The following is a 12,826-nucleotide window of genomic DNA, read 5'->3' as shown; positions in this document are numbered from 1 at the left end:
ATAAACCTGTTGGCGTCGCGCAAGTAAATCATTCATCCATTCACCACGACATCGAAGAAGTGGATGTTGGGGAAGTTTCCGATATGTATAAAAATCATGCGGAATCCCAGGCCGTGCATGATAGTTATGAACTGGGGAACGAGGTCGCTGCTGAAAAGAACGAGCCACTATTTGATAATCGTGTCGGCTTCACGAATTGCGATGATTTGAAGGGTGAAGTAACGCAGGGATGGAGCGCTGGCGTCGCGGATTTGAATAATCCTGCGCCCAATCCACCGGCCGGCGCAAAAGCGCGCTTTCGCGACATGAGCAGGGAAAGTCGCAAGCTTGATTCGTCCGAACGGACCAACGATTCAACCGTTGATCCCAACAAGCCGAAGAGAGATATTCTGAAGGGCTTTCACGGCGGCTAGGCATCAGGAAAAGCCAGTCGTAATGTAAGACAGGCGATTGAACAATCGCTGCATGATTCGCTCTCGACAGAAGTTTTTGTCGAGAGCGTTTTTTATCGGCGAGCAGTTAAAACTGTTCCCAATCATCGCCTGCCGGTGTCGCATCCTTGTCCACTTTGGGACGGGCAGGCGGTGCAATGTGGTGTTTTTTCGCCGGGGACGCGGTGGCAATGGCCGTCGGTTTTGCTGTTGTCATTGAAGTCGACGCAGGCCCAGAGAGCTGGCGGGCCACGCTCATGCCATCCAGTTTGAAAATGCTGACTGTGCGTTCCAGTTTGCCGGCCTGTTCGTTCATCGAGCCGGCTGCAGCAGCAGCCTGTTCCACCAATGCAGCGTTTTGCTGCGTGACCTGATCCATCTGCGCAATCGCCTCGTTGACCTGCTCGATGCCGGCGCTTTGTTCGTGGCTGGCTGCGGAAATCTCCGACACGATATCGGTAACGCGCTTGACGCTGTTAACCACCTCGTCCATCGTCGCTCCGGCTTGTTCCACCAGCTTGCTGCCAACGTCGACCTTGCTGGTCGAATCGTCGATGAGGGTCTTGATTTCCTTTGCGGCCGCAGCCGATCGTTGCGCCAGACTGCGCACTTCGCTTGCCACCACAGCAAAACCGCGTCCCTGCTCGCCGGCGCGCGCGGCTTCGACTGCAGCATTCAGCGCAAGGATATTGGTCTGGAAGGCGATGCCGTCGATGACGCCGATGATGTCCGTGATTTTCTTCGCGGATTCGTTGATGGCGCTCATCGTGTCGACAACCTGGCCGACCACTTCGCCACCCTTGACGGCGACTTCCGAGGCCGAAACGGACAGCGAGCTGGCCTGACGAGCATTCTCTGCATTCTGTTTGACGGTACTGGTCAGTTCTTCCATTGACGATGCGGTTTCTTCCAGCGAACCGGCTTGTTGTTCTGTGCGTGCAGACAGGTCGAGGTTACCGCTGGCGATCTCGTTGGAGGCTGTGGCGATAGCTTCCGTGCCGCCACGCACTTCGCCGACGATGCGAACCAGGCTGTCGTTCATGGCTTTCAACGCCTGCAGCAACTGGCCGGTTTCATCTTTGGAAGAGGTTTCGATGCGGCTGGTAAGATCGCCGCCGGCAACGGTCTGCGCGACGCGGACGGCCTGGTGCAGCGGTTTGGTAATGGCGCGCGTGATGAAAAATCCGAGAGCAATGCTGAGCAGCAGTGTGATGGCGGAAATGGTCAGAACAATGGTGATCGACTGAGTAGTGGTCTGATCGGACTCCCTGGTTTTGGCTTCGACCAATTGCTGCACGGACTGGATGACCTTTTCCATGTCCTGCACGATCTGGCGACGCAACGGGCTGCATTCGTTGACGAGGAAGAGACCGTATTCTTCCATCTTGCCGGATTCGCGGTACTTGCGCGGGCGTTGCAGTTCGTTGGCCATTGCGAGCAATCCCTTGCTGACCTTGTCGAAATCGGCATCGCCTTTGAACAGCGGCGTCATCTTGTCCAGTGCATCCAGATAGATGGCCTTTTGCTGATCGACGAGATCCAGTTCTTTTCTGGCGGCGCCTTCATCGGTGAAGACATAGGCATTGCGTGCGGCAAGGCCTGTCTGCCCGAGCGCCTCGCGGGCAACATACAGTTTTTCAAGCTTCTGGCTGCGTATCTGGTCCTGCTCGCTGATCACGTCATGGATCCGGTTTATTTGCATCAATGCAAATGCCGCAATTGCCAATGTCAGCAAAACGGTAATGCCAAAACCCAGTCCCAGCTTTGTGCCTACTCTCATGTTTGCGAACATTTATCCTCCCTTGGTTTGTCGAGTTCTTTTGGATGTCGGATTTCAGACCGTGTGCATACGGCCTAATCGAAGCGATGCGCGTGATCTTCGACCGGTTATTTTATGAAGTGGTGATCAACGACATCACAGGCGATGACGATAATTCTCACGGGAAATATCGCAAATTTTACTTTTGAAGGACAGCTGTCTGAAAGTTTTTCTTCCTTTGATTTTCTTGAACTACCAAAAATATGGGGTACGCGACAACATTGCCAAATCGAACTTTTATCTTCTTTCATCATCGTAAAAGATGCAGCATGATGGAATGACATGACGGAAGCACGTTAAATGCACGCGCCTGAATTCTGCGGTATTAATTTTTTGCTTCTGAAAAATCGAGGGAGAAAAAAGTATGAGTCACACCGATCTTGAGCAGCACCGCGGTTATTCCGTGCATGGCACTGGTGAAAAGCACGACACAGGCAAGTGGGTCGGCAGTTTTCATATTGCTCGACATGGAATTCCGACGATCAGCGTCAGCGTTGTAGGCGTCGATTTCGATTCGGCGGACGCTGCCGCATCACACGCACTGCAACAAGGAAAACGTTATATCGATGACAAATTGAGCGATGGTCAATGAAGCACGGGATCTGTTGTATTTGCGCCTAATCGTAAACGGCCACTCATGATGAACGACACGGTCCTTATCGCCGGCTATGCAATTTCCACCGAAGCGCGGTTGGTACGCACCGGTATATTCAGCGGAATCTTTCATGTTCACGCACGGGAGGGCGGACAACCATGCGACCCGCCGGTCGTGGTGATTGTGCCGGGACAGTGGAAAGCCGCAGAAGAGGCGCACAAGGCCGCCGCCGACTACGCAGCGGTCATGGCAGAAGATGGGGCACTGACCAGTGCGATTCGGACGAGAGACGGTGCACTGCAGTGATCCGGTCGACTCCTGTCGCTTGCGGATTTGGGACGTATATCTTGATTTTCCGAAAATGGAGTATATTATGTCCATAACCGGAGCAAATTCTGATGACCACGAATACCGCCTACGCCTATCCAAAAAGCCGATTCGAACCAGCTGCGCTGGTCGATCTGAATGCCAAATCGGAGCGGGAGCGCCTGTCGCGTTCGGCGCTGAAGGGATTCTTTCGTCTGGCGACAGCATGGAAATTACGCGATGAAGATGCTCGGGAACTGCTTGGTGGACTGTCGAGCAGTGCATTCTACGAATGGAAGAAGAATCCGGAGCGTGTTCTCGAAGTCGATCGCATCACGCGTATTTCCTACCTGATCGGTATTTACAAGGCGCTGCACATTTTGCATGGCGACAAGCTGGCTGATGAGTGGATTGCGCTGCCGAATCGAAACGTCATTTTCTCCGGTCAGACACCGCTGGCGTACATGCAGGCAGGCGGGCTGCTGGCGATGCAGACCGTGCGCAAGTTGCTGGACGCACGACGCGGAGGCATTTGATGGCGGCTCCGCCACTGGTGCGGTTGCAACAGTTCGATACCTGCAGGCTGATTCCCTCGCGCTTTGTGGATCGGGAAGATTCCGTACTTGTGCCCCTTGCGGAAGATAACGATCATCTGGCCGACATCTTTGAACTCGACAATGCAACCAACGATCGCCTGATCGCGGAACATGGCCGCGCAAGCGGCATCGGCGTGGATGAACTGGTATTCGGCGTGCCGAACTTTCGCATGATCAATGCTGCATTTACCTATGCACGACCTGAAGGAAGCCGGTTCAATAATGATGAGCGTGGCTCATGGTATTGCGGCTTTGATATCGATACGGCGCTGGACGAAGTCATCTTTCACAAAACAGTCGAGTACTACGAAATCGATCGGTTTGACGACAGCGTGCGTTACCAGACTTTACTGGCCGATTTCAACAGTGAATTCCACGATTTGCGCAACGCAGCGCGCTATGCCAAATGCCTGGCGCCGGACAGTTATGTCGCATCGCAACGATTGGCTGTGCAGTTGCTGGAAGAGGGTTCGCTCGGCATCGTATACCCGAGTGTGCGGCATGCAGGCGGGACCAATCTCGCCTGTTTTCGCCCGGCACTGGTCGGCAATGTCAGGCGCGGCCCGGTGTATGAGTTGACGTGGTCAGGTTCTCCGCATCCCAAGGTGAAAAAGATCGGCCGTTAATGGCCGACGTTGCCTGACTCCTCCGCCTTTTGTGCAGTCCGTCCACCTCTGTGAGCTTCTTCCGACGCGGCATCGCGTTCTTTTCTGACTGTTCGTTGCGAGGATAGGTCGTACGATGTCTGACCACGGACCGGCCGGCATACGCATGATTGCCGTCTTCGTTCGCCATTGTCGAGGGCTATTCCATGGATCGAGCTGCGTCGAAAGAACAAAATACGAACGAAGTCGAAACTTCTGCGCCGCAAGATGCGCGCGCGGCGGGACTGCGTTATGTCGACGATCGCACACCGGGAATTACGCGCAAGAAAACGCGACAGGCATTTTGCTATATCGATAATGACGGTACGCCGATACGTGACGAGGCCGAGCTGGCGCGAATTCGCTCATTGGCCATTCCGCCTGCATGGACGGATGTCTGGATCTGCCGTTGGCGCAACGGTCATTTGCAGGCCACCGGACGCGATGCAAAAGGACGCAAGCAGTATCGCTATCATCCTCAGTGGCGCAACGTGCGCGACGAAGCGAAGTACGAGCGCATGCTTGATTTCGGCCAGGCGTTGCCAACGATTCGCGCTCGTATCGATAAAGCCCTGTCATTGCAGGGATTGCCGCGAGAGAAGGTATTGGCCGCCATTGTTTACTTGCTGCAGGCAACGCTGATGCGCATCGGCAACCGCGAATATGCGCGCGATAACGATTCGTACGGGATGACCACATTACGCAAAAAGCATGTGCGTGTTGACGGCACGCAGATTCGTTTTGAATTTCGCGGGAAAAGCGGCGTTCGACATTCGATCCGTTTGCAGGATAGAAGGCTGGCCCGGATTATCATGCGCACGCGCGACTTGCCGGGGCAGGAACTGTTTCAATATGTAGACGAAGAGGGACAGCGACACGCAATCTGTTCGAACGACGTCAATGATTATCTGCGCGAGTTGACCGGCCAGGATTACACGGCAAAGGATTTCCGTACATGGGCGGGCACGGTATTGGCCGCAATGGCATTGCGCGACTGCGAGCCGTGCGGTTCTGAAACCGAGGGAAAAAGGAATGTCGTCCAGGCCATTGCCGCCGTTGCGCAGAGATTGGGCAATACCCCGGCGATCTGTCGTAAATGTTATGTACATCCGCGCGTGATCGAGGCGTACATGGATGGCACGTTGCAGAAAGTCGTCGCCAAAACGATTTTCAGCGATGCCCTGTCGCCGGAAGAAGCAATGCTGTTGAACATGCTGGAGAAAAAGAAACTCCCGGTCGTGGTCGTGGCAAAGAATGACGCAAGCCGGCGGCGTGCCGCATAGCGCATAGAAGCGGCAGGATTATTCGTCCGGCTTCATCACTTTGGTGACGCCTTCGCGGGTCAGGATATCGCCCCATGATTCGATCCGGTAAACATCGCCGAACTTGTGAATCACCATACCGTATTGTTCCCGCAATTTTTCGACTTCTGCATCGACGACGCTTTTGTCGATGCCGGTCAGATCGTCGATGGCGGTCGGCGTCGGACGTTCCAGCAGATCGATTGCGCCGGCAAGAACAAACAGCCGGCGTGCATCGTCATGCGGATACTGCGGTATGCCGAACTGGTTTTTCGCGAATGTCATCAGTCTTCCCTCCAGATGTGCCGATGTATTGGTGCGTCCAGTCTACAATTTTCGACGCTTGATGCGTTGACCGGAATACAGGTTGAAAATTCCCGTTGATGCCGCTGTGCAAAGGTTGCATGAGCGCATGCCGACTTCCACGTAGAATAAAGCGCAATTCGCGCATGGCGGCAGGATGCGCCACATTACGGACTTCCTTTCCAATCCTTTGCCGCATGGCTTCGTGCGGCGGCTTTTCAGAAAGACGGCAATGCTTGTTCAATCCTTACGCATGACGCAACGAGACTGGCGCGCCGGCGAATTGCGGTTTTTGCTGGTTGCATTGATTGTTGCAGTGGCGGCATTGTCATCGGTCGGCTTTTTCGTCGATCGCATGCGCACGGGATTGAACCGCGACGCGCATCAGTTGCTTGGCGCCGACATGGTCATTCGTGCCGACGAGCCGATTTCTGCATCGTTGCGCGACGATGCGAGGAATCGCGGGCTGCAAGTCGCCGATACCGCTGTTTTTCCAAGCATGGCGATCGCCGGAGAGGGCGAGAAGAGTCTCTCCCGATTGGCGTCGATCAAAGCCGTCAGTGCCGGTTATCCGCTGCGGGGCAAGGTCAAGGTGTCCGACTCGTCGACGGGCAAGGGTGTGGTCGCCGATGGTATTCCGGCTGCCGGAACGGTCTGGGTCGATGCCGCAATCCTGGACAGTTTGAGCGTGACCGTCGGCAGTCCGTTGCGACTGGGCGACAAGACGTTCACGATTGCAAAAGTCATTACGTTCGAACCGGATCGTGGCGCCGGCTTCATGAATTTTGCGCCGCGCGTCATGCTGGCGCAAAGCGATCTGGCGGCAACCAATCTGGTTCAGTTCGGCTCGCGTGTCAGTTACCGTTTGCTGGTCGCCGGACCGACTGACGCAATTGGTGATTTTGATCGCATGGTGCAGGAGCGTATCGAAAAACAGAACATTCGCGGCATGCGCACCGAGTCGCTGGAATCCGGCCGTCCGGAAATGCGTGCAACGCTCGAGCGTGCCGAGCAATTCCTGTCGCTGGTGGGTTTGCTGTCGGCAATGCTGGCGGCGGTTGCCGTTGCGATGGCTGCGCGCCGCTTCATGCTGCGACACGTGAATGCCTGCGCGATGCTGCGCTGCCTCGGCATGACGCAGAATCAGGTGACGGCGTTGTATCTGATCGAGTTCCTGATCGTCGGCCTGGTCGGCAGTGCGATCGGTGCAGCAATCGGGTTCGGTGCGCATTTTGTGCTGATCGAATGGCTCGGTCGATTGGTGACGAACGAACTGCCGCCGAGTTCATTCATTCCTGCCGCGCAGGCGATTGCAACCGGCATGCTGCTGCTGATCGGTTTTGCAATTCCACCCATTCTGCAATTGCGTAACGTGCCGCATAACCGTGTGATTCGTCGTGAACAGGACATGCCGCAGCCGATGACGGTAGCGACGTATTTGTTGGGTTTGCTGACTTTTGTAGGACTGTTGTTGTGGCAGGCAGGCAATGTGAAACTGGGTCTGCTGACCGCAGCCGGGTTTCTCGGCGGACTGGGCGGTTTTGCGCTGATCAGCTGGCTGGCATTGAAATCCCTGCAATCGCTGCGTGGTGCGGCAACACATCCGAACTGGCGTTTCGCACTGACGGCCTTGCAACGGCGCCCTGGTGCGACTGTCGTGCAGATCGTGGCATTGGCATTGGGCCTGATGGCGTTGCTGCTGCTGACGGTCATTCGCGGCGATCTGATCGACGCGTGGCGCAAGGCGACGCCGCCCGATGCACCGAATCGTTTTGTCATCAACATTCAACCCGATCAAAAAGCGCAGATCGAGGCGCGTCTTGCACAGAGCGAGATTCGCGATGTACAGCTTTATCCCATGATTCGGGGCCGTTTGCTGGCAATCAACGATGTGGCAATCAATGGCGAATCGTTTATCGAGGATCGTGCGAAACGCCTGGTGGATCGCGAATTCAATCTGTCGACCATGATGGATGTGCCGGAAGGGAACGAGATTGTCGGCGGTCGCTGGTATGACAATGGCAAACCGGAAGCGTCGGTCGAGGAAGGACTCGCGAAAACGCTCAATCTGAAGCTGGGCGACAAGCTGAAGTTCGACATCGCCGGTGAAACGGTTGATGTGCCGATCACCAGTCTGCGCAAGCTGGAATGGGGATCGATGCGTGTGAATTTCTTTGTCATCATCAATCCTGCTGCCATGCAGGATATGCCGCAAACGTGGATTACCGCGTTCAATCTGCAACCGGCGCACGCAGAGCTGGATAACCGGCTGACGCGCGATTTCCCGAATCTGACAGTGGTCGATATCGGCAGCGTACTCAGCCAGATTCAGGAGGTCATCGATCAGGTTGTGGCGGCAGTCGAGTTCCTGTTCCTCTTCACGCTCGCGTCCGGCATGCTGGTGCTGTACGCAGCACTGGTCAGTTCGCAGGATGAGCGTCGGCGAGAAGCGGGATTGTTGCGCGCGTTGGGGGCGACGCGCCGGCAGCTGTCGCGTTCGCAGTGGATCGAATTCGCGCTGGTCGGCGGGCTGGCCGGCTTGCTTGCAGCGACAGGCGCGACGGCAGTCGGATGGAGCTTGGCTTATTTTGTTTTCGATTTTGCCTGGGTGTTCAGTCCGGTAGTCTGGCTGGCCGGATTTGCCATCGGCGCGACCTGCGCATTCATTGGTGGCTGGGTCGGTTTGCGTCACGTGTTGAACCAGCCGCCTTTGCAGACGTTGCGCGAAGCCTGAACCAAGAGCATGGGCTGTGCATTCGTTAGAACGCGTAGCCCACACTGAAGATCAATGCGGTATCGGTTTTCTTTTTGCCGACTTCCGGTTCGTTATCGTAGTCGAGGTTGAACTGCGTGCTCAGGTTGATGCCGCTGGCGATCGGTACGCGAATACCCATGCGATTGCGAATCAGGACGTCACTCCGATCCTGCAGATTCTTGTCGAGATTGAAGTTGTTGAAATACACCAGCTTCTGATCGAAGAATTTCTGTTCGTACTTGAAGCCCAGCCCCAACGTCGGGAAGGAATCGTCCGGCGAAATATCGTAATCTTCGCGGATGTAGTTCAGGCTGCTTTCACCTGACAATCTGGTTACATCCGTATCGATGAATTGCCGGCCATAACCGGCGCCGACACCGCTGCGCAGATTCAGGCCAGCCAGTTCATCCCGTTCTGCTTTCGCATTCACGAACAGATAGTTTTTCGGATCGAGGAACATGTCGTATTGGCCCAGCAGCCGGCGATTCGATGTGGTCTTTACACCGGCTGATTTGGCTTCGTTGATTTCCCAGTTGAGCGTGTAACGGTCTTCCGGCTGTCGCGCCACGAATTCGCCGCTGGTATGCAGTTGATCGTCGTGGGAATTGCCGCGATTGAAGGCGCCGCCCAGATCGAACTTGCCGGAGTATTTTGTCGAACCATCGAAGACGGGTGGATTCAGCGCCGCGATATCCTGCCTTGCAAGCATTTGCGGTTGCGATGGCTGTGCATCGTCGAATGCGACGCTTCCTCCGGCATCCAGCGATATCTGGCCTTCAACGACCGAGCCATTGTGTAATTGCACGCGTGTGCCGTCGTCCGATATCAGCTTGCTGACATTGCCCCAGGGAATTTTTACTTCACCGAAGACGCCGGATTTGAACGTCAGTACGCCATCGCTCAACTGCTTCAGTTCGCCGGTGATCTGATCGCCATTGTTCAGCGTGACGATGGCGGCATGTGCGCAGAACGGAGCGAATAACGCGGGCACAGAAAACAGAAGGAAGAGGGGATGAAGAGTTTTTTTGCTGCGCTTGCCGAAAGACATCGTGTTGCTCCATGACGATTGCTGTTGAATCGTAGAGCCACATGTCGCCGTCGAGTTCCCGAGGATGAGAGAGCCGCAGGGTACGCTACAGGTGTACAGGCACGATGCGTTATCATTGCGGACTATGAATACTGAAGAAAATCCGCAACCCACATTGTACGAATTGATCGGTGGCGAAGAGAAATTGCGCGGTCTGGTCGATCGTTTTTACGATCTGATGGATCTGGAGCACGGATACGCCGGTATACGCGCATTGCATCCGACCACGTTGGAAGGATCGCGCGACAAACTGTTCTGGTTTCTCTCCGGCTGGACCGGCGGACCGAACCTTTTCATCGAACGCTTCGGCCATCCGCGATTGCGCGCACGGCATCTACCGTATGCGATTGGCACCAGCGAGCGTGATCAATGGTTGCACTGCATGAATCAGGCAATGCAGGAAGTCGAAATCGATCCTGCATTGCAGGCGCATCTGCAAAAAGCGTTCGCCGAAACGGCTGACTGGATGCGCAATACGCATGGTTGATCTGTGCATTGATGCACGACTGATTTGCTTGCGGATGGATGGAATCCATACGCCTTCCCACCTTGTTTCGGGCTGCCCATGACACAACTCCAATTCATCCTGCTTCTGATTGTTGCGATCGTTATCGTGGCACTGCAGATCGTTGCAATCATGCGCAAGCGCGACATCGACATTGCACCGCAGTTGATGCAACTGCAAAGCGAATTGCAACGTGGCCAGCAGCAGGGGAGCGAACGGGTAGAGCGCGAACTGCGCGAGCAGGTGCAGTCGACGGCACAGGCAACGCGACAGGAACTGGGCAGTAATTTCATGCAGTTCCAGCAGGCGCTGACGACACAATTGACCAGTGTTGCGACCTTGCAAAACAGTCAGATCGATTCGTTTGCGCAGCAACTCGCGAAACTGAACGAGGCCAATGCACAGCAACTGGAAGCGATGCGGCAGGCAATCGGGCAGCAGGCGCAAACCGGGCGCGAAGAGCAGGCGGTTGCATTGAAGCGTTTCGGCGATACGTTGAACCAGACGCTGGCTGCATTGACCGAATCGAATGCGCAACGGATGGCTGAAGTACGTGCAACGCTGGAAGCAAAGATCAAGGACCTGCAGACCGATAACGGGACGCGGCTGGAAGAGATGCGCAAGACCGTTGATGAAAAGTTGCATGCGACGCTGGAGCAACGACTCGGTGAATCGTTCAAGCTGGTTTCCGACCGGCTGGAAAAGGTGCATCAGGGACTGGGCGAAATGCAGCAGCTTGCAATCGGCGTCGGCGATCTGAAGCGCGTGCTGACGAATGTCAAGACGCGCGGCACCTGGGGCGAGGTCCAGCTGGAAATGCTGCTGGAACAGGTGCTGACGCCGGATCAGTACGCAAAGAATGTCGAGACGATTCCCAATTCGGGCGCACGTGTCGAGTTTGCCGTTCGCTTGCCGGGCAAGGATGAGACGCAAGTCTGGATGCCGATCGATGCGAAATTTCCGAAGGAGCAGTACGAACGTCTGGCCGAGGCGGCCGATCTGGCGGACGTGGACGGCGTCGCCGTGGCAGGGCGTGAGCTGGAAATGGTTATTCGCGGTGAAGCGAAGAAGATTGCAGAAAAATATCTGTCGCCGCCGTTGACGACCGATTTTGCGATTCTCTTTTTGCCGACCGAAGGTTTGTATGCCGAAGTCATGCGACGCCCCGGTCTTGCGGATGATTTGCAGCGTACGCATCGCGTCAGCATCGCAGGACCATCGACACTGTCGGCGTTGCTGAACAGCTTGCAGATGGGATTCCGCACACTGGCACTGGAAAAACGTTCGTCGGAAGTGTGGCAGGTGCTGGGTGCGGTCAAGACCGAATTCGGCAAGTTCGGCGAAGTATTGTCGGCGACGAAGGCGACGCTCGAGCGCGCTGCCAAGAACATCGAGCAGGCGGAAACGCGCAGCCGCCAGATGTCGCGCAAGCTGAAATCCGTTGAAGCATTGCCAAGTGAAACAGCCCAGCAGCTGCTGGGCGGCGAGCCGCTCGGCGATCTGCTGGACGACGCCTGATCACTGATATTTGGCGCGACGCTTGATTCAACCGTCGTCAGCAGCAATTTTCCAATCGTGATAAATTCACGTCTCTCGATGAACTGGAAGGCGAATGTTGTGCCGCCAATTCATCGGTACGTTCTCGGGGCGGGGTGAAATTCCCCACCGGCGGTGATGACATTTCGATGTCCAGCCCGCGAGCGCTTGGCGAAGTTTCAATCTGCTTTCTGCAGGTTGCTTTGACAAGGTCAGCAGATCCGGTGTGATTCCGGAGCCGACGGTATAGTCCGGATGATAGAGGACGGGATGACTCATTACACATGGCGCTTCTGCGTCTGTGCGTCTGCCATTCCGCTTGACCTTCCTATATGCCCTGTAAATTCTATTTGCAGACAGGAGCTTTTTTCATGCAACACCCTATCGATATCAAGACCAAATCGGCATCGCGTCGCGTCGCCTTCATCCAATCCAGCTGGCACAAGGACATTGTCGACCAGTGTCGTATCGCATTCATCGCGGAAATGGCCGCGCGCGGTTACAGCGAAGAAGCGATCGATTTCTTTGAAGTTGCCGGTGCATTTGAAATTCCCCTGCACGCCAAGCTGTTGGCAAAGAGCGGCCGTTACGCTGCCGTGGTCGGCGCGGGGCTGGTCGTCGATGGCGGCGTCTATCGTCACGAATTCGTCGCGCAGGCCGTGATCAGCGGGCTGATGCAGGTACAGCTGGAAACGGAAGTGCCGGTCATTTCCGCCGTGCTGACGCCGCATCACTTCCATTCACACGACGAACATCAACAATTCTTTTTCCAGCATTTTCTGGTCAAGGGAAAAGAAGCTGCACACGCCTGTGCCGACACGATTCAGCGCTTGCAGCAAATCGCTGCAACACAGGGACGCATCGCGGCTTGATGCGAGACAGTGCCGCGGTGCGTGTTTAGGAGAAGTTGAGTCCATAATAAAAAGGGAGCCCGAAGGCTCCCTTTTT

At 55.5% G+C, this 12,826-nt stretch carries 13 protein-coding genes and 1 riboswitch; of the genes, 10 read left to right on the top strand and 3 right to left on the bottom strand.

What is annotated here, in order from left to right:
• The coding region (locus tag VN114_RS08880) for a hypothetical protein (RefSeq protein ID WP_325514041.1) at window positions 1–413 on the top strand (413 nt) is incomplete at its 5' end.
• Between the two features lie 106 nt (window positions 414–519).
• Here VN114_RS08880 and VN114_RS08875 read toward each other — a convergent pair.
• Complete coding sequence (locus VN114_RS08875) at window positions 520–2,211, bottom strand: methyl-accepting chemotaxis protein (protein WP_325514039.1); 1,692 nt, start codon at window positions 2,209–2,211, stop codon at window positions 520–522.
• 403 nt (window positions 2,212–2,614) lie between these two features.
• Here VN114_RS08875 and VN114_RS08870 point away from each other — a divergent pair, with 403 nt between their 5' ends.
• From VN114_RS08870 to VN114_RS08850, 5 genes are all read left to right on the top strand, one after another.
• Complete coding sequence (locus tag VN114_RS08870; RefSeq protein ID WP_325514037.1) at window positions 2,615–2,842, top strand: hypothetical protein; 228 nt, start codon at window positions 2,615–2,617, stop codon at window positions 2,840–2,842.
• 45 nt (window positions 2,843–2,887) lie between these two features.
• On the top strand, window positions 2,888–3,151 hold the full coding sequence (locus VN114_RS08865) for a hypothetical protein (RefSeq protein ID WP_325514035.1): 264 nt from the start codon (window positions 2,888–2,890) through the stop codon (window positions 3,149–3,151).
• Between the two features lie 92 nt (window positions 3,152–3,243).
• Window positions 3,244–3,687 carry an antitoxin Xre/MbcA/ParS toxin-binding domain-containing protein gene (locus VN114_RS08860; RefSeq protein WP_325514033.1) on the top strand — a complete coding sequence of 148 codons (444 nt, stop codon included), beginning with the start codon at window positions 3,244–3,246 and terminating at the stop codon, window positions 3,685–3,687.
• Window positions 3,687–4,373: an RES family NAD+ phosphorylase gene (locus VN114_RS08855; RefSeq protein WP_325514031.1), complete on the top strand. Its 687-nt coding sequence runs from the start codon at window positions 3,687–3,689 to the stop codon at window positions 4,371–4,373. Before VN114_RS08860 ends, VN114_RS08855 begins: the two co-directional genes overlap by 1 nt.
• A 185-nt stretch (window positions 4,374–4,558) precedes the next feature.
• Window positions 4,559–5,674, top strand: coding sequence for a DNA topoisomerase IB (locus tag VN114_RS08850; protein WP_325514029.1), 1,116 nt, complete (start codon window positions 4,559–4,561; stop codon window positions 5,672–5,674).
• A gap of 18 nt (window positions 5,675–5,692) precedes the next feature.
• On the opposite strand, the gene VN114_RS08845 is transcribed toward VN114_RS08850, so the two are convergent.
• A complete protein-coding gene (locus tag VN114_RS08845) occupies window positions 5,693–5,977 on the bottom strand; it encodes a hypothetical protein (protein WP_325514027.1) in 285 nt (94 codons plus the stop codon).
• Window positions 5,978–6,227: 250 nt separating this feature from the next.
• Here VN114_RS08845 and VN114_RS08840 point away from each other — a divergent pair, with 250 nt between their 5' ends.
• Window positions 6,228–8,729, top strand: a complete 2,502-nt coding sequence (locus VN114_RS08840; protein WP_325514025.1) for an ABC transporter permease — start codon at window positions 6,228–6,230, stop codon at window positions 8,727–8,729.
• A gap of 25 nt (window positions 8,730–8,754) precedes the next feature.
• Here the strand turns inward: VN114_RS08840 and VN114_RS08835 are convergent, their stop codons facing one another.
• Complete coding sequence (locus VN114_RS08835; RefSeq protein WP_325514023.1) at window positions 8,755–9,798, bottom strand: DUF481 domain-containing protein; 1,044 nt, start codon at window positions 9,796–9,798, stop codon at window positions 8,755–8,757.
• Window positions 9,799–9,922: 124 nt separating this feature from the next.
• On the opposite strand from VN114_RS08835, the gene VN114_RS08830 reads away from it, so the two are divergent.
• From VN114_RS08830 to VN114_RS08820, 3 genes are all read left to right on the top strand, one after another.
• Entirely contained in the window at window positions 9,923–10,324 is a 402-nt protein-coding gene (locus VN114_RS08830) for a group II truncated hemoglobin (RefSeq protein WP_325514021.1), read from the top strand.
• Between the two features lie 78 nt (window positions 10,325–10,402).
• Entirely contained in the window at window positions 10,403–11,860 is a 1,458-nt protein-coding gene (rmuC, locus tag VN114_RS08825) for a DNA recombination protein RmuC (RefSeq protein ID WP_325514019.1), read from the top strand.
• 116 nt (window positions 11,861–11,976) lie between these two features.
• A riboswitch (FMN riboswitch) is annotated at window positions 11,977–12,149 on the top strand.
• Window positions 12,150–12,249: 100 nt separating this feature from the next.
• Entirely contained in the window at window positions 12,250–12,750 is a 501-nt protein-coding gene (locus tag VN114_RS08820; protein WP_325514017.1) for a 6,7-dimethyl-8-ribityllumazine synthase, read from the top strand.
• Window positions 12,751–12,826: the final 76 nt, after the last annotated feature.

Origin of the sequence: Oxalicibacterium sp., assembly GCF_035565035.1 — a bacterium.
In the GTDB taxonomy this organism is placed as follows: domain Bacteria; phylum Pseudomonadota; class Gammaproteobacteria; order Burkholderiales; family Burkholderiaceae_D; genus Oxalicibacterium.
Note: the sequence above shows the minus strand (reverse complement) of the source record. Positions and strands in the feature narration are given on the sequence as shown.